The organism is Streptosporangiales bacterium, from assembly GCA_009379825.1.
Lineage (GTDB): Bacteria > Actinomycetota > Actinomycetes > Streptosporangiales > WHST01 > WHST01.
In genome coordinates, this window is the sequence record WHTA01000001.1 from 71,013 (window position 1) to 88,319 (window position 17,307).

At 70.6% G+C, this 17,307-nt stretch carries 15 protein-coding genes and 1 pseudogene; 13 read left to right on the top strand and 3 right to left on the bottom strand.

The genetic code is table 11. The features are described from left to right. The first annotated feature begins 69 nt into the window (after nucleotides 1–69). The 6 genes from GEV07_00415 to GEV07_00440 are packed head-to-tail and all read left to right on the top strand — an operon-like array spanning nucleotide 70 to nucleotide 6,126. Nucleotides 70–846: a helix-turn-helix domain-containing protein gene (locus GEV07_00415; protein MQA01236.1), complete on the top strand. Its 777-nt coding sequence runs from the start codon at nucleotides 70–72 to the stop codon at nucleotides 844–846. A 23-nt stretch (nucleotides 847–869) separates the two neighbouring features. Continuing rightward, the gene (locus GEV07_00420; GenBank protein ID MQA01237.1) at nucleotides 870–2,096 is read left to right on the top strand and encodes a CoA transferase; all 1,227 of its coding nucleotides are present in this window, start codon (nucleotides 870–872) and stop codon (nucleotides 2,094–2,096) included. Then, entirely contained in the window at nucleotides 2,093–3,043 is a 951-nt protein-coding gene (locus tag GEV07_00425; GenBank protein ID MQA01238.1) for a hydroxymethylglutaryl-CoA lyase, read from the top strand. Before GEV07_00420 ends, GEV07_00425 begins: the two co-directional genes overlap by 4 nt. 30 nt (nucleotides 3,044–3,073) lie before the next feature. Further along, a complete protein-coding gene (locus GEV07_00430) occupies nucleotides 3,074–4,063 on the top strand; it encodes a tripartite tricarboxylate transporter substrate binding protein (GenBank protein MQA01239.1) in 990 nt (329 codons plus the stop codon). Nucleotides 4,064–4,072: 9 nt separating this feature from the next. Further along, the gene (locus GEV07_00435; protein MQA01240.1) at nucleotides 4,073–4,603 is read left to right on the top strand and encodes a hypothetical protein; all 531 of its coding nucleotides are present in this window, start codon (nucleotides 4,073–4,075) and stop codon (nucleotides 4,601–4,603) included. Then, complete coding sequence (locus GEV07_00440; protein MQA01241.1) at nucleotides 4,600–6,126, top strand: tripartite tricarboxylate transporter permease; 1,527 nt, start codon at nucleotides 4,600–4,602, stop codon at nucleotides 6,124–6,126. Before GEV07_00435 ends, GEV07_00440 begins: the two co-directional genes overlap by 4 nt. 3 nt (nucleotides 6,127–6,129) lie before the next feature. Here GEV07_00440 and GEV07_00445 read toward each other — a convergent pair whose 3' ends face one another. Continuing rightward, a complete protein-coding gene (locus tag GEV07_00445) occupies nucleotides 6,130–6,582 on the bottom strand; it encodes a GNAT family N-acetyltransferase (protein MQA01242.1) in 453 nt (150 codons plus the stop codon). Nucleotides 6,583–6,606: 24 nt separating this feature from the next. Between GEV07_00445 and GEV07_00450 the strand changes: the two genes are divergently transcribed. From GEV07_00450 to GEV07_00480, 7 genes and pseudogenes are all read left to right on the top strand, one after another. Next, complete coding sequence (locus GEV07_00450) at nucleotides 6,607–7,596, top strand: SidA/IucD/PvdA family monooxygenase (protein MQA01243.1); 990 nt, start codon at nucleotides 6,607–6,609, stop codon at nucleotides 7,594–7,596. A gap of 86 nt (nucleotides 7,597–7,682) precedes the next feature. Continuing rightward, a complete protein-coding gene (locus GEV07_00455; GenBank protein ID MQA01244.1) occupies nucleotides 7,683–9,152 on the top strand; it encodes a helix-turn-helix domain-containing protein in 1,470 nt (489 codons plus the stop codon). A 23-nt stretch (nucleotides 9,153–9,175) separates the two neighbouring features. Next, nucleotides 9,176–9,679 carry a methylated-DNA--[protein]-cysteine S-methyltransferase gene (locus tag GEV07_00460; GenBank protein ID MQA01245.1) on the top strand — a complete coding sequence of 168 codons (504 nt, stop codon included), beginning with the start codon at nucleotides 9,176–9,178 and terminating at the stop codon, nucleotides 9,677–9,679. 73 nt (nucleotides 9,680–9,752) lie between these two features. Next, on the top strand, nucleotides 9,753–10,013 hold the full coding sequence (locus GEV07_00465; GenBank protein MQA01246.1) for a hypothetical protein: 261 nt from the start codon (nucleotides 9,753–9,755) through the stop codon (nucleotides 10,011–10,013). A 12-nt stretch (nucleotides 10,014–10,025) separates the two neighbouring features. Further along, nucleotides 10,026–11,846, top strand: coding sequence for a glutamine--fructose-6-phosphate transaminase (isomerizing) (gene glmS, locus GEV07_00470; protein ID MQA01247.1), 1,821 nt, complete (start codon nucleotides 10,026–10,028; stop codon nucleotides 11,844–11,846). Nucleotides 11,847–11,998: 152 nt separating this feature from the next. Continuing rightward, nucleotides 11,999–13,879, top strand: a complete 1,881-nt coding sequence (locus GEV07_00475; GenBank protein ID MQA01248.1) for an ATP-binding cassette domain-containing protein — start codon at nucleotides 11,999–12,001, stop codon at nucleotides 13,877–13,879. Nucleotides 13,880–14,494: 615 nt separating this feature from the next. Further along, nucleotides 14,495–14,964: pseudogene (locus tag GEV07_00480) on the top strand (nucleoside deaminase). A 196-nt stretch (nucleotides 14,965–15,160) separates the two neighbouring features. Here GEV07_00480 and GEV07_00485 read toward each other — a convergent pair. Then, the gene (locus tag GEV07_00485; GenBank protein MQA01249.1) at nucleotides 15,161–15,766 is read right to left on the bottom strand and encodes a hypothetical protein; all 606 of its coding nucleotides are present in this window, start codon (nucleotides 15,764–15,766) and stop codon (nucleotides 15,161–15,163) included. A gap of 126 nt (nucleotides 15,767–15,892) precedes the next feature. Next, nucleotides 15,893–17,242: a YjiH family protein gene (locus tag GEV07_00490; protein MQA01250.1), complete on the bottom strand. Its 1,350-nt coding sequence runs from the start codon at nucleotides 17,240–17,242 to the stop codon at nucleotides 15,893–15,895. Between the last annotated feature and the right edge of the window lie 65 nt (nucleotides 17,243–17,307).

A 17,307-nucleotide genomic window follows, 5' to 3' on the forward strand; every position in this document is an offset into this window, starting at 1 on the left:
GACCGTTGACCCGCGCTGCTACGCGGTGCTAGACATCTCAGCCATGAGATATGGAACGGATTCCGCATAATGGAATCGGTGCATGTCTCCAGTGTCGCGGTCCTGGACAAGGTGATGGCGATCTTGGATGCGTACGAGCGCGGGGCCACGGTGCTCGAGCCACGCACTGTCGCCGAGCGCACCGGGCTCACGTTGCCGACCGTGTACCGGCTGATGCAGGCGATGACCGAGCACAGCCTGTTGGAGAAGGACGGTACGCGGTTCAGGCCCGGCACCCGTCTGCTCAGGTTGGGTGGCCTCGGTGCCGCGGCCTTCGACCTGCGCAGGACCGCGCTCCCCCACCTGAACCGGCTGAGCGCCGAGACCGCGGAGAACGCCGAGCTGCACGTACGCCGCGGCCATGCGCGCGTCGCCGTCGAGGTGGTGCTGAGCCCGCAGAACCTGCGGCCGTTCGTCGAGGCGGGCATGCCGTTCCCGCTGCACGTCGGGGCGAGCGCGAAGGCGTTGCTCGCCTGGCTGCCGCCGGACGAGGCGGAGGCGATCGCCGACGCGAGCGCGCGGCACTTCCTCGGCAGCAGCGCGTTCGACCAGAAGACGTTCCACGCGGCGCTGCGGCGCACGCGCAACCGCGGTTGGGCGGACAGCGACGGCGAGCGGTGGGCCGGCGTCGCCGCCGTGGCGGCGCCGGTGTTCGACGTGCGTGGTGAGGTCGTGGCCGCGGTGGTGCTCAGCGGCCCTTCGACCCGCCTGCCGGCGAAGCGGCGTAGGGAACTGGCGCCGCTGGTCCGCACCACCGCAGCAAGCGTTTCCAAGGACACCGGCTACCTGGAGAGTCCAGCGCAGTAACACGACAACGGCAGGAGGACGCCGTGACGGAGACCGACGATGATGCGGCCACTTCGACGGCGACGGGTCCGCTGGCGGGCCTCCGCGTTCTCGACATAGCGACCGTCTACGCGGCGCCGTTCGCTGCCACCATCCTCGGCGACCTCGGCGCGGACGTGCTGAAGGTCGAACTGCCGGGCACCGGCGACCCCCTGCGTGCACTGCAGCCGTTCGAGGGCGAGGAGTCGCTCGTCTGGGCGGCGATGTCGCGGAACAAGCGCTGCATCACCCTGGACCTGCGCACACCCCGCGGACACGAGCTGCTGCTGCGCCTGCTCGCCGACCGCGACGTGTTGTTCGAGAACTTCCGGCCAGGCACGCTCGACAAGTGGGGGCTGGGCATCGACGAGCTGCGGTCGGTCAACCCGAAGCTGGTGGTCGTGCGGGTCAGTGGGTTCGGTCATACCGGCCCGCACCGCGAGCACGCCGGCTTCGGCACGCCGGCCACTGCATTCAGCGGCTTCACCCACATCAGTGGTTTCCCCGACCGGCCGCCGATCCTGCCGCCCATCTCGCTGACCGACTACGTCACCGGGCTGTTCGCGACGATCGGCTCGCTGGCCGCGCTCTACCACCGCGACGCGCTCGACGGCGACGCGCAGGAGGTCGACGCCGCGCTGTACGAGTCGATGTTCCGGCTGCTCGAGACGATGGTGGCGCAGTACGACCGGCTCGGCGTCGTGCAGGAACGGCTGGGCAACCGGCTCACCGCGTCGGTGCCCGCGGGTGTGTTCAAGGCGGGCGACGGCGTCTGGATGGTGCTGACGACGAGCACCGAGCGGACGTTCAAGCGGTTGGCGTCGGTCATCGGCCGCCGCGACATGCTCGGGGACCCGCGTTACGCGACCAACCGCGCGCGCGTCGAGCACCGCGACGAGGTCGACGGCATCGTCGGTGACTGGTTCGGCGCGCACGACGCGGAGACCATCCAGCAGCGGTGTGACGCGAACGGTGTGCCGGTGTCGCGCATCCTCGACATCGCCGACATCTTCGCCGACCCGCACTACGCCGCACGCGACATGCTGGTCGAAGTCGACCACCCGACGCTCGGCCAGGTGCGTCTGCCCGGCGTGGTGCCGCGCTTCACGAAGACACCAGGACAGGTGCGTACCTCGGGCGCGCGACTGGGCGAGCACAACACCCAGGTGTACCGCGCGCTCGGCCTGTCCGACCAGGAGATCAGCGAACTCAGCGAGGAGGGCGTGATATGAGCACGCAGCCGTTGCCGGCCCAGGTGCACATCCGTGAGGTGGGGCCGCGGGACGGCTTCCAGGCGGAGGCCGCGCACATCCCGACCGACAAGAAGATCGCGATCGTGGACGCCCTCTCGGCGAGCGGGGTGCCGACCATCCAGGTGACCTCCGTCGTGCACCCGAAGGCCGTGCCGCAGCTCGCTGACGCCGAGGAGGTGATGGCACGTATCGAGCGCCGGCCGGACGTGAAGTACTCGATCCTCGTGCCGAACCTGCGCGGCGCGGAGCGCGCCGTGCCGCTGCAGGCGGACGAGTGGGACCTGATGTTGTCGGTGACCGACGCGCACAGCAGGTCGAACGCGAACCGGAACACCGACGAGGCGATGGACGCCGTGGCGCCGGTCGTGGAGCTCGGCCTGCAGCACGGCGTCGAGGTGGTCGGCGGGATGGCGACCGCGCTCGGCTGCCCGTTCGAAGGGCGGCCGCCGTACGAGCGGCTGCACCACGTCGCGGGTCGCTACCACGAGCTCGGCGTCAGACACCTGACGGTCGCCGACACCGTCGGCGTCGCGGACCCGGCCCTCGTGCTCGACCGGCTGTCGCGACTGCGGTCGGACTTCCCCGACGTGGAGCTGACCGTGCACCTGCACAACACCCGTGGCATGGCGCTGGCGAACGTCCTCGCTGCGATGCAGGCGGGTGTCACGTCGTTCGACTCGGCGGTCGGCGGGTTGGGCGGTTGCCCGTTCGCGCCTGGCGCGACCGGCAACCTGGCCACGGACGACCTGGTGCACATGTTGCAGCTGATGGAGATCGAGACCGGCGTCGACATCGACGCCATGTTGGCGCTGTCCCGCGGCGTCGTGACCGAGGCAGTCGGTCACGAACTGGAGAGTGCCGTTGCCCGTGCCGGCGTCTCGTGGGCGCTGCACGCGGCACCGGACCGGCAGGTGAAGGCCTCCTAGACGTATCTCGCACAGAGAGGAAGCAGGCAGATGAGGCAACGAAGGCTCGTCGCCGCAATTGCTGCAGCGGTATTGGGGGTATCGGCATGTGGCACAGGACAAGGCGGTGGCACGGCAGGTAGTGGTTATCCGCGGAAGCCGGTGACGGTCACCGCACCGTCGGAACCCGGTAGCGGTTGGGACACCACGGCCAGGGCGCTGGTGCAGACCCTGCAGAAGGAGAACCTGGTCGACAAGCCGTTGCCGGTGCAGAACCGGCCAGGGGCCACGGGTGCGGTATGGCTGTCGAAGATGGTGACGGCGAACAAGGGCGACCCGTACCAGATCGCCGTCACGTCGACACCGATCATGTCGAACAGCCTGCGTGGGCTGAGCAAGCACAGCTACCAGGACGTGACGATGATCGCGAAACTGTTCAGCGAGTACTACACGATCGCGACGACCCCTGACTCGAAGTACAAGGAGCTGCCCGACCTGATCAACGCGATCAAGAAGAACCCCAAGTCGGTGCCGATCGGTGCGGCCGGTGACGACCGACTGCCGTTCAGCCTCGTGGTCATGGCCGCAGGCGGCGATCCGGAGAAGATCAACTTCGTGAACTACGAGGGCGGCGGTGAGCAGACCACGGCGCTGCTCAACGGCGACATCGACGCCGCGATCGCCGGCGTGAGCGAGCTGCGCGGGCAGCTGGTCGCGAAGAAGCTCAGCGGTCTCGGTGTGCTGAAGGAAGACCGGTTGGAGGGCGACCTCGCCGACATCCCTACTGCGAAGGAACAGGGCTACGACGTGACCCTGGACAACTGGCGCGGCGTGTACGGCCCGCCGGGCATGCCGAAGGACGCGGTGAAGTACTGGCAGGACGTGCTGAAGAAGGCCATGGAGACGAAGTCCTGGCAGAAGACCGCAGAACGCAACCAGTGGGACACCGCGTACCTGCAAGGCAAGGAGATGAACGACTACCTCAGCACGACGAACGCTGAGCTGAAGAAGGCACTGGAGTCCACCGGCGACGCGAAGTGACGGTCTGCCATGTCGCGGGCCAAGGAGCTACCGTCCGATGTTTACGTCGGTGCGGCGGTCTTCGTCTTCGCCGCCGTGGTGTTCGTCGCGTCGTTACAGATCCGTGAGGTCAGTGCGAACGTCGAGCTGATCGGCCCGAAGGTCGTGCCGGTCGCGCTCAGCGTGGTGATCGCGGCCGGCGCCGTGGCGCTGCTCGTCAACGGGCTGCGCACGGCGGTGTTGCGTGCCCGGCAGCCGGCCACCGAGCCGGCTGCCGGGCACGACCCGGACGAAGAGGACGAGGACGCTGCGCTCCCCGGCCTGGGGAGACGCTTCCTCGTCCTCGCGGCCATGCTGCTCGGGTACATCCTGATCTTCATCCCCGTCGGGTACCTGATCGCCACGTTCGGCTTCCTGCTGGCGGTCAGCACGTACATCGAGCGCCGGAAGTGGATCAGGAACGCGATCTTCGCGGCGGTGTTCGCAGGAGTGGTCTACGTCGCGTTCACCTACGGACTGCAGGTGGAACTTCCGCCAGGACCGATCGGGCTGCTCGCATGAACGTACTGGTGCAGCTCGGTGAGGGGCTCGCCACGGCGCTCGCACCGCAGAACCTGGTGTACGCGTTCCTCGGCGTGCTGATCGGCACCGTCGTCGGGGTGCTCCCCGGCATCGGCCCGATCACGGCGATCGCGGTGCTGATACCCGTCTCGTTCGGGCTGGAGCCGACGGCCGGCCTGATCCTGCTCGCCGGCATCTACTACGGCGCCATGTACGGCGGCTCGACCACGTCGATCCTGATCCGCACCCCCGGTGAGGTCGCGTCTGTGGTCACCACGCTCGAGGGCCACGAGATGGCGAAGCGCGGACGTGCCGGACCGGCGCTGGCGACGGCGGCGATCGGTTCGTTCGTCGCGGGCACGCTCGCGGTCATCGCGCTGACCCTGCTCGCTCCCCTGCTCACCGAGCTGGCCGTGATCTTCGGCGCGCCCGAGTACTTCCTGCTGATGCTGATGGCACTCGCCATGATGTCGAGCCTGAGCACCGGCTCGCGGCTGAAAGCGATGCTGGCCACCGCGTTCGGGATGACCATCGCGGTGGTGGGGATCGATCCGCAGGCGACCGTGCCACGGCTCACCTTCGGTGCGCTGTACCTGGAGGACGGCATCGACTTCGCGCTCGTCGCGATCGCCATGTTCGCGATCCCCGAGGCGCTGGGCGCGCTCGCGACCGGGCGGACGACGCACGGCAAGACGATGCGCGTGACCAGCCGGGTGTGGATGAACCGCGAGGACTGGCGGCGGTCCGTCGGCCCGTACGGCCGCGGCTCGGTGATCGGCTTCCTCGCCGGCGTGCTGCCCGGCATCGGCCCGACGCTCGGCTCGTTCACGTCGTACATGCTGGAGAAGCGGCTGTCGCGGCGGAAGAGCGAGTGGGGCAAGGGCGCGATCGAAGGCGTCGCAGGCCCGGAGAGTGCGAACAACGCCGGCGTCGGCGGTGCCATGGTGCCGCTGCTGACGCTCGGCATCCCGGGCTCGGCGACGACGGCACTGCTGTTGTTCGTGTTCATGATGTACGGCCTGCAGCCGGGGCCGTTGCTGTTCACGGAGAACTCCAGCCTGGTGTGGGCGATCATCGCGAGCATGTACATCGGCAACCTGGTGCTGCTGGTGCTGAACCTGCCGCTGGTCGGTCTGTTCGTGCGGCTGCTGAAGATCCCGCCGGCGCTGCTGTACAGCAGCGTGCTCGCGCTGACCGTGCTCGGCGCGTTCGCGCTCACCTTCTCGCTGTTCCACCTGGTGCTGTTGTTCGCGTTCGGTCTCGTCGGGTACCTGATGCAGCGCTACGACTTCCCGTTGGCACCGGTCGTGCTCGGTCTGGTGCTCGAGCCGTTGCTCGAGGAGAACCTGCGGCGGGCGATGAAGATCAGCGCGGGTGACCCGACGGTCTTCGTCACGCGGCCGATCTCGCTGGTGTTCGTCGTGGTGATCGTGCTCGGCGTCGTGCTGCCGCAGGTGATCAGGCTGGTGCGGTACCGGCGGCGGGTGCGGCCGCAAGACGAGGTGGTGTCCGCGGCGCAGTGACCGTCACGCGGTGAGCGTCTTGCGGAAGTAGACGCGGCGGAAGCCGTCCTCCCCGACGCGGTGCGTCTCCAGGTAGCCGTGCCGTGGGTAGTACGCGAGGTTTTCCGTCATGGCCTCGTTGGTGTAGAGCCTGATCTCGGTGAACCCGGCTGTGCGCGCCTGCTCCTCGGCGAGCTGCATGAGCAGCCGGCCGACCCCGCTTCCCTGCGCCGCCGGATGCACCGCGACGTTCTCCAGCAGGACGTGGTCGGGTTGCTCGACGAGGACCAACAGGCCGACGACGGCGCCGTCGTGCTCGGCCACCCAGGTGTGGCCGGCGTGGACGGCGGCGGCGTAGTCGGCCACCATCGGCGCCGGCGGCCTTCCGATCCGCGGGGTGTAGGGCTCGTATGCCGCGGCGGCGAGCTGTTCGAGTGCGGGTACGTCGGCGGGGTGAGCCGTGCGCGTGGTCACCATGGGCTCCACGTTAGCGTCGGCCAGGTGGCGCAGCACTACGACGTGGTGGTGGTCGGTGGCGGCCAGGCGGGGCTCGCGGCCGGCCGCCAGCTGGCCTTGGACGGGCGCGAGCTCGTCGTCCTCGACGCTGCCGCCCGGGTCGGTGACGCCTGGCGGCAGAGGTGGCGGTCGCTGCGGTTGTTCACGCCGGCCGCCGTGGACGCGCTGCCCGGCATGACGTTCCCTGCGCCGCGCAACCACCGGCCGACGAAGGACGAGATGGCCGACTACCTGGAGGCGTACGCGCAGGCGTTCGCGCTGCCGGTGCTGTCGGGCTGCGCCGTCGACAAGATGACGCGTGCCGATACGGGGTTCGCCTTGACCGTCGACGGCGAGCGGTTCACGGCGGACCATGTGGTCGTTGCCACCGGGCCGCTGCGTGCGCCGCGGGTGCCGGCGTTCGCTGCCGGTCTTGACCCTGGCGTCCACCAGCTGCACTCTGCGGACTACGTCGAGCCGGCGCAGCTGCCGGCCGGGCCGGTGCTCGTGGTGGGCGCGGGCAACTCCGGTGGCGACATCGCCATGGACCTCGCGCCGTACCACCCGGTCTGGCTGGCCGGTCGCGCCACCGGGCGCGTCCCTGGTTGGCTGGACGCCTCGTGCTATCAGGTGCTGCCGCACGTCCGCACCGATCGTGGTGTCGGGCGCGCGGTGGCGCGCCGGCTGGCCGGTCGGGGCACCCCGCTGGTGGGGATCGGCCGCGCCGACCTGGTTCGCGCGGGCATCCGCCGGGTGCCGCGGGTGACCGGTGTGCGGGCCGGCCGCCCGCTGCTCGCCGACGGCCGGGAGCTGGCCGTACGCACGGTCGTGTGGTGCACAGGGTACCGTCCTGGGCTCGGCTGGCTCGACCTGCCGGGCGAGGTACCCGGGCTGCACTTCGTGGGCATGCAGTTCCAGAACACGCTGGCCTCCGGCATCATCGGGGGCGCGGGCACCGACGCCGCGACGGTGGTCGCCGCCATGCGGCGTGACTAGCAGGAATCCGACATCGAGGTTCGCGTTGGCAACGCTGTCGGATTCTTGCTAGACCATGGTGGTGACCACGGTGGATGCTGGCAGACATGGATGAAGACGAGGAGCGGCGCTACCGCGCCGTACGGTCGAAGGACGCCCGGTTCGACGGGTGGTTCTTCGTCGCCGTGGTCAGCACCGGCATCTACTGCAGGCCCAGCTGCCCTGCGGTCACGCCGAAGCGCGAGAACATGCGCTTCTACCCCAGCGCGGCGGCCGCCCAACAGGCCGGCTTCCGCGCCTGCAAACGCTGCCGGCCGGACGCCAGCCCGGGCTCGCCGGAGTGGAACGAGCGGGCCGACCTGGTCGCCCGCGCGATGCGCCTGATCGCGGACGGCGTGGTGGACCGCGAGGGGGTGCCGGGCCTGGCCAGCCGGCTCGGCTACAGCACGCGGCAGATCGAGCGGCAGCTGGTCGCCGAGCTCGGGGCCGGGCCGCTCGCGCTGGCCCGCGCGGGACGCGCGCAGACGGCGCGGCTGCTGGTCGAGACCACCACGCTGCCGTTGGCCGACGTCGCGTTCGCCGCCGGCTTCAGCAGCGTGCGCTCGTTCAACGACACCGTGCGCGAGGTGTTCGCCCTCACCCCGAGCGAGCTGCGCAGCCGAGTGGCGCGCGGCCGGCCGAGCACCACGACGGGGACCATCACGCTGCGGCTGCCGTTCCGTGCACCGCTGTGTCCGGACAACCTGTTCGGGCACCTCGCCGCGACCGCCGTACCCGGGGTCGAGGAGTGGCGCGACAGTGCGTACCGCAGGACGCTGCGGCTGCCGCACGGCTACGGCATCGCGGCGCTGCGGCCGACGCCCGCGTACGTCGGGTGCGAGCTGACGCTGTCGGACCACCGCGACCTCACCACGGCGATCAGCCGGTGCCGCTGGCTGCTCGACCTGGACGCCGACCCGACCGCCGTCGACGCGCAGCTGCGTACCGACCCGGTGCTGCAGCCGTACGTGGACAAGAGCCCGGGGCGGCGGGTGCCGCGGACGGTGGACCCGGCCGAGTTCGCCGTGCGCGCGGTCATCGGCCAGCAGGTGTCGACCGCGGCGGCCCGCACACATGCCGCACGGCTGGTGACCGCGTACGGCGACCAGGTCGAGGACCCGGCCGGCGGGCTCACCCACCTCTTCCCCACCCCGGCGGCCCTCGCCGAGGTCGACGACGCGAGCTTCGCCATGCCGCAGACGCGGCGCCGCACCCTCAGGGCACTGACCGGTGCCCTGGCGGCCGGCGAGATCGACCTCGACATCGGCAGCGACTGGCGGGCCGCGCGCGAGCAGCTCGCGGGGTTGCCCGGCGTCGGGCCGTGGACGGTGGAGAGCGTCGCCATGCGCGCGCTCGGCGACCCGGACGCGTTCCTGGCGAGCGACCTCGGCATCAAGCTCGCCGCGGCGGAGCTCGGCCTGCCTGACACCCCGCGCGCGCTGACCGAACGGGCCGCGGCCTGGCAGCCGTGGCGGGCCTACGCCGTCCAGTACCTGTGGGCCACCGGCGACCACGCCATCAACCACCTACCCGCCTGACCTGCGAGGAGCAGACGACGACCATGTCCCACCCACACCGCACGCACACCGTGATGGACAGCCCGGTAGGGCCACTGACCCTGGTACGCACCGACAGCGGCCTGGCCGGCCTGTTCATGGAGACCCAGAGCCACCGGCCGGAGCACGAGACCTTCGGCGAGCGCGACGACACCGGCTTCGACGCCGTCGTCGACCAGCTCACGGCGTACTTCGCCGGCGAGCTGACCGAGTTCGAGCTGCCGCTCGACCCGGCCGGCACCCCGTTCCAGCAGACCGTGTGGACGGCGCTGCGGACCATCCCGTACGCGGAGACGGTCAGCTACGGCGAGCTGGCCGAGCGGATCGGCAAGCCGTCCGCCGCCCGTGCCATCGGCCTGGCCAACGGGCGCAACCCGATCAGCATCGTGGTGCCCTGCCACCGGGTGATCGGCGCCAACGGCGACCTGACCGGGTACGGCGGCGGCCTACCGCGCAAGCAGTACCTGCTCGAGCACGAGCGGAAGGTCCGCGCGACCCTGACCGTTTAGGCGCAGTGGCGAAGATCTGCCCGAATTCGGGCAGATCGTTGCCATTTCCTGCGGCGCCGTGGATGATCGTCGGGTGCCTGACCAGGAGCTCGTCGACCGCGTCGCCACATCCACCGGGCTGCCCCCGCCGGTCGCCGCGCGCGTCGTCGAGGACGTCGTGGCGTACTACCGCGAGCCGGTAGCGGACTATGTGCGGCGGCGGCACGCGCACCTGCAGGTGTACGGCGGCCGCAACGACGAGATCTACGCCCAGCTCGCCGCGGAGGTCGGCGAGCGGGTGTTCGCGGGGCCCGCGCTCACGCAGCGGCAGTTACGGCGCATCATCTACGGCTGAAGGTGGACCATCATGTGCGGCATCGTCGGATACGTCGGGCGCAAGGACGCGGCGCCCGTCCTGCTCGAGGGCCTGGCCAGGCTCGAGTACCGCGGCTACGACTCGGCGGGCGTCGCCGTGCTCGGCAACGGTGGGAGCAGGTCCGTACGCACGGTCGGCCGGGTCGCTGATCTCAGGGCGGCAGTGCCGCGCCGGTTCGCCGGCAAGATCGGCGTCGGGCACACCCGCTGGGCCACCCACGGTCCGCCGACCGAGGCGAACGCGCACCCGCACACCAGCGCCGACGGGCGGATCAGCGTCGTGCACAACGGCATCATCGACAACGCGGCGCAGCTGCGCAGCGAGCTCGCCGACGCGGGCGTGCGGCTGGCGTCGGACACCGACAGCGAGGTCGTCGCGCACCTGGTGGCCGCGTCCGACGCCACCACACTCGAGGGCGCCGTGCTCGACGCGCTCGCGCGCATCGAAGGGACGTACGGGCTCGCGGTCCTCGACGAACGCCACCCGGACCGGATCGTGGTGGCACGCAACGGGTCCCCGTTGATCATCGGCGTCGGCGACCACGAGATGTTCGTCGCCAGCGACCTGGCCGCGCTGGTGCGGCACACGAAGTCCGTCGTCCACCTCGACGACGGGGAGCTCGCCACCGTCACCGCCACCGACTTCACCACGTTCACCAGGGACAGCGGCGACGTCCGCAAGGAACCGACCACGGTGGACGTGGACGCCGCCGACTACGAGCGGGCCGGCCACGCGCACTTCATGCGCAAGGAGATCTGGGAGCAGCCCGCCGCCGTGGAACGGATGCTGCGCGGCCGGCTGGACGACCGGTTCGGCACCACCAGGCTGGACGGGCTCAACCTGGATGCCCGCGACCTGCGCGGCGTGCGGCGGGTGAAGGTGCTCGGCTGCGGCTCTGCGTACTACGTCGGGCAGCTGGGTGCGTTGCTGATCGAGGAGCTGGCCAGGGTGCCGGCGGACGCCGAGCCGGCGTCCGAGCTGCGGTACCGCAACCCGCTGATCGAACCGGACACCCTGTACGTCGTCGTCAGCCAGTCCGGCGAGACCGCGGACACCGCGGTCGCCGTGCAGGAGATCAAGCGCAAGGGCGGCCGCGTCGTGGGGCTGGTGAACGTGGTCGGCTCGACGATCGCGCGGGAGTGCGACGGCGGCATCTACCTGCACGCCGGCCCCGAGGTCGCCGTGGCGTCCACCAAGGCGCTGACGAACATGGCCGTCGGCTTCGCGCTGCTCGCGCTGTGCCTGGGGCGCGTGCGCGACCTGTCGATCACCGACGGGCTGCGCATCATCGAAGGGCTGCGCGCGCTGCCCGGTCAGATCGACGAGATCCTCGCCGCCGACGGGCGGGTGGCGGAGGTGGCCAAGCAGCTGGCGGACGCACCGAGCCTGTTCTTCCTCGGCCGGGTGCGGGGGTACCCGGTGGCGCGCGAGGGTGCGCAGAAGTTCAAGGAGATCTCGTACCGGCACGCCGAGGCGTACCCGGCGAGCGAGCTGAAGCACGGCCCGCTCGCGCTTGTCGGCCCGCACCTGCCGACCGTCGCCATCGCGCCGCGCGACGAGCTCACCGAGCGCAACCTGGCGGCGTTGCACGAGATCGCCGCGCGGGGCGGGCCGCTCGTCGTGGTCACCCACGCCGACGTCGACCTGGGCGAGCTGTCCGCCACCCGTATCGACGTACCGGCGAACCAGCCCGAGCTGGACCCGATCCTGCTCACCGTGCCGCTGCAGCTGCTCGCGTACCATGCCGCCGCCCACCTCGGCCACGACGTCGACAAGCCGCGCAACCTGGCCAAGTCGGTGACGGTCGAGTAGGGGTCGCTCCCCCGGCGCCGATGAGTTCTCCTTCCGTGCGGAGTCCGTGTTCTCGACGACGGAATGCCTTGACCTGAAGTTTGGTTCAGGTCATAACGTCGGTTCTGTCACTGGCCGGTGGTTGACTGTGCCAGCAGCGGAAAGGGACCTCGATGAGCATGGAAGTCACGGCGTGGATGTCGCTGTACAACGCGATGCACGCCCAGCAGGACCGGCGCCCGTTCTCCAAGGAGACGTTGCGCCGGATCGGCGCGTTCGCCAGGCCGCACAAGGCGCGGCTGGTGTGGTTCCTGGTCCTCAGCGTGCTGACGGCGATGCTCACGGTCGCGACGCCGCTGTTGGCCGGCCGGGTGGTGGACGCGATCGTGCACGGCGCGGCCGTCCAGCTGGTCGTCAGCTTCGCCGTGCTGATCGCGCTGATCGCGGTGGCCGAGGCCGGCGTCGGGTTGCTGAGCAGGTGGCTGTCCGCCCGGATCGGTGAGGGCCTGATCCTCGACCTCCGTACGGCGGTGTTCGACCACGTACAGAAGATGCCGGTGGCGTTCTTCACCCGCACCCGTACGGGCGCGCTGGTGAGCCGGTTGAACAACGACGTGATCGGGGCGCAGCGGGCGTTCAGCGACACGCTGTCCGGCGTGGTGAAGAACCTCGTCACGGTCGTCTTCACCGGTGTGGTGATGATCAGCCTCTCCTGGCAGATCACGCTGCTCGCACTCGCCCTGCTGCCGCTGTTCCTGCTGCCGGCCCGTCGGATGGGCCGCCGGTTGGCGCGGCTGGAGCGGGAGGCGGCCAACCACGACGCGGCGATGAGCACGCAGATGACCGAGCGGTTCTCCGCGCCGGGCGCGACGCTGGTGAAGCTGTTCGGGCAGCCGGGGTGCGAGTCGGAGGAGTTCGCCGCGCGGGCCAGGCGGGTGCGCGACATCGGCGTCCGTACGGCGATGGTGCAGTGGGTGTTCATCACTGCGCTGACGCTGGTCTCGGCGTTGGCGCTCGCGCTCGTCTACGGGTTCGGCGGTTACTTCACGCTGATCGGTCAGCTCGACGCGGGCGCGGTCGTCGCGCTGGCGTTCCTGCTGACCCGGCTCTACGCGCCGCTGACCGAGCTGGCCAGCGCACGCGTCGAGGTAATGAGCGCGTTGGTGAGCTTCCAGCGGGTGTTCGAGGTGCTCGACCTGAAGCCGCTGATCGCGGAGAAGCCGGACGCAAGTCCGGTGCCTGCGGGTTCGGTCGCGGTGGAGTTCGACGAGGTGACGTTCGCGTACCCGTCCGCGGAGAAGGTGTCGTTGGCCTCGCTCGAGGAGGTCGCGACGCTCGACACCCGCGGCGGCGAGGACGTGCTGCACGACGTGTCGTTCAGCGTGGAACCCGGGCAGATGGTCGCGTTGGTGGGCTCGTCCGGTGCGGGCAAGTCGACCATCGCGCAGCTGATCCCGCGGCTGTACGACGCGGACACCGGCGCGATCCGGATCGGCGGCGTCGACGTCAAGGACCTCACCACCGACTCCGTGCGGGAGACGCTCGGCATGGTGACCCAGGACGGTCACCTGTTCCACGACACCGTCCGCGCGAACCTGTCGCTCGGCCGGGCGAACGCGTCCGAGGAGCAGCTGTGGGACGCGCTGCGCAGGGCGCGCCTGGACGATCTGGTGGCGCTGCTACCCGACGGCCTCGACACCGTCGTCGGCGAGCGCGGCTACCGGTTCTCCGGCGGCGAGCGGCAGCGGCTGACCATCGCCAGGTTGCTGCTCGCCCAGCCGCGCGTAGTCATCCTGGACGAGGCGACGGCACACCTCGACTCGACGTCGGAGGCCGCGGTGCAGGAGGCCCTGAGCGAAGCGCTGAGCGGCCGCACCGCCGTAGTGATCGCCCACCGCCTGTCGACCGTACGAGCCGCCGACCAGATCCTGGTCGTCGAAGCCGGCCGCATCGTAGAACGCGGCACCCACGACGAGCTCCTAGCCGTCGGCGGCCGCTACGAACAGCTGTACCGCACCCAGTTCGCCGAGTCCCCAACCACCCAAGCCGCCTAACCTGCCGCGCCCTGGTGCCCGGGCCCGTGGCTCGCGGGTTCGCCGTTCCCTCGGACCGTGCCCGGGGCACACGGGTTGGCGGATCTTGTGCCCAGGCCCGGTGGCGCAACGGCTCGGCGTGCCCTCGGACCGTGCCCGGGCATACGGGTTGCCGGGTCTTGTGCCCAGGCCCGGTGGCGCAACGGCTCGGCGTGCCCTCGGACCGTGCCCGGGGCACACGGGTCACCGGGGTCGAAGGTCTGGGCCTTTTGGCGCACGGGTCGTCGGGCCCTTGGCACACCGGCTTGCCGGGCCTGTGGCACACGGTCACCGGATTGACCAGTCGCCCGCCTCCCTGCAGGCGCCCGACCCCGGTTCATCGAGCATCCCGGCAGAAGAGCATGTCCGCCGAGCTCGGCCGCTTCCCGGATGCGGCCGAGCCCGGTGTGCCAGTCCCCGAGCACCCAGGCGGCGTACCCCGCCCGGGCACATGGGGCTCCGGCGCGTAAGCATCGTGGCTGCGCGCGGCGCCCCGCGAACCGAAACCAGCACGCCCGCGGCGCGCGCCGTCGTCCGCAAGCGGTGCCCCTGTTGGGCGTACGGCACTAGCATGGGCGCCGCGGAAGGGGGTGCGTGATGAGCGACAAGGCGGAAGTGCGGCATCTGCGGCGCTGCGTGGAGTTGGCGACGGAGGCACTCGACGACGGGGACGAGCCGTTCGGGTCCGTGCTCGTGGACGGGGCGGGCGTGGCCCGTGCCGAGGACCGCAACCGGGTTGCCGGCGGCGACCACACCCGGCATCCGGAGTTCGAGCTGGCCCGCTGGGCGGCGGCGAACATGACGCCGGACGAACGGGCCGCGGCGACCGTCTTCACCTCAGGCGAGCACTGCCCGATGTGCGCCGCGGCGCATGCTTGGGTCGGCCTCGGACGCATCGTCTACGCCAGCTCGTCGGAGCAGCTGGCTGGCCGAGCTCGGCGTGCCCCCGGGGCCGGGTACGTGCGTTGCCGGTCCAGGACGTCGCCCCCGGTGTAGTCGTCGAGGGCCCCGTCGCGGAGCTCACCGAGGAGGTGCACGAGCTGCACCGCCGTCGGCACCGGAGTTGACCGGTCGGTCCAAGTGTTGTCGAAGGGCCGGTCGTCGAGCTTGCCGGGGAGGTGCACGGACTGCTCCGTCGTCGGTATCGGGGCTGACCTGGTCGGTGCAGGATGTCGTGCCCCGGTGTTGTCGTCGAGGGGCGCGTCGCGAAGCCTGCCGGGGAGGTGCACGAGCTGCACCGCCGTCAGGCATCGGGGTGGGCGGTCAGGCTCGGTGCACCATGTCGGGCAGCATTCGCACTACCTGGTTGCCGGCGGTTGTCGGCGGGAGGCGGTCCGGGCTGAGGAATGCCAGGAGCGCGCCGTGGTTCATCCAGACGCATAGGCCGTTGGTGCCGTCTGCGGTCTTCATGGCGGCGCATTCGAGTCGGCCGCCGACCCGGCCCGGGGACACTGCGGTGCGCCGGGATACCGGGTCGCCCTCGTCCTCGACCGTCTTGAAGAAGTCGTCCATCTGTCGGTCGAGCAGGAGCATCAGGCCGGTGCCGCCCCACACCACTATCGGTCGGGCGTCGTCCTCGTAGTAGCCCTTCACTGGCGTGTCGAACGAGGCGAGGTCGATGCCGTCGAGCTCGGCCAGCACCGTGGCGTCGTCGCCCTTCGACAGGCCGCCGGCCTCGGCCGGCAGTGTGGTCCTGACCGTCTGGTCACGGGCGACGTCGCGCACCGTCGGGGCGGCGAGCACGCCACCGACACCGACGAGCAGCAGGAGCGTCGCGACGACGACCAACGTCACCACGAGGACACGCCGCTTGCGCCGCCGCCGCGGCGGAGAGCCGCCAGGCCAACCAGGCGGCGGTGGGCCGGTCATCGGGTCTGGCTGGCTGGGTGGGCCCGCGGACGGCACGCTCCTCGACTCCTCGTCTCCCGGCTGTCGCGGCGATGAGCGTATCCTGTGCGGGCGCCGCGCGCTGTGGGTTCCGCGCGGAGTAGTCGGTCAGAACAGCAGCGCAGTGATGGCCGCGATGAGCGGGATGGCGAGCACCGTACGGAATACGAACAGCAGCAGGCAGTCGTGCAGCCGCACCGGCACGTCGAGCTCGAGCAGCAACGGGATGGTGGCGGAGAAGAACAGGATCTGGCTCAACGACAGCACCGCGACGAAGAACTTCGCCGGTACGGCGGCTCCCGTGCTCAACAGGGCAGGGAGGAACATCTCGCTGATGCCGATCAGGCTCGCCGGCGCCACCGTGTCGGCGTCGGGGATGCCGAGCAGGGACAGCACCGGTTCCAGCGGTGCGCCGAGCCAGTTGAAGACCGGCGTGTGGTTCGCGATGAGGATGGCGATCAGGCCCACCGCGAGGATGGTCGGCAGGATCATCACCGCCAGCCGCAGGCCGTCCAGGAAGCCCCGTGCCGCCTCCCTGCCGACGCTCCCGGACTCGGCGGCACGCGACTTGGCACGGTCGACCGCCGCCCGCCAGAGGTTCCCCGTGACCTTCTCCTCCGGCCGCGGCGTCCCGACGTAGGTGTCCGGCTTCCGCGACAGCGGCGGCGCCCGGCAGAGCACGACGCCGAGTACGAACGTCACCAGGCACACCGACCCGAAGATCAGCGGGAAGTACGCGAGCAGGTCCAGGGTGGACGCGACGACCGCGAAGAACCCCATGCTCACCGTGGAGAAGCAGGTGGCGATGGTCGCGGACTCCCTGGCGGAGTAACGGCTCTCCAGGTACATCCGGTTGGTGACGTAGAGCCCGACCGAGTAGCTGCCGACGAACGACGCGATGGCGTCCAGCGCCGCCCGCCCCGGCACCCGGAAGAGTGGCCGCATCACCGGGCGCGCCAGCGTGCCGATGAACTCCAGGCCGCCGAACGCGACGAACAGCGTGACGAAGACCGCGCCGATGGGGACGATCACACCGACCGACGCCACCAGCGTGCTGAACATCAGGCCGCCGGACTCCTCCGCCCGGATCACGGCCGGGCCGATGTCGAAGAAGATCAGCACGGCCGCGACGGCGCCGAGCACGCGGAGTACGAGGAAGACCGGTCCGGCCGCGAACGCCCGTACGTCGCGGTAACCGGTGGGTGCCTCGGCGGCGCGGCGTTGCACTACGCCGGCCACGGTGAGCGCCGCCGATGCGAGGATCACGACCAGGCTGTACACGTCGACCGCTGCCGGTATCCGGTCGGTGATTGCGCTCACCGCGACGTCGAAGGGTACGGTCCACGAGCCGGCCACGCGGATCGGCAGCAGGAAGAACAGGCAGCCGACGACGGTCGTGGCGACGAACCGCCAGGTGGCGAGCCGGTTCTGAGGCGATGCCCGTGCGGGCTCCGACACCGCTGCTCCCCTTTCCTCCCCCGCCTCGGCGTCGTACACGCTGGCCGCTCGCGGATCGGATGTCA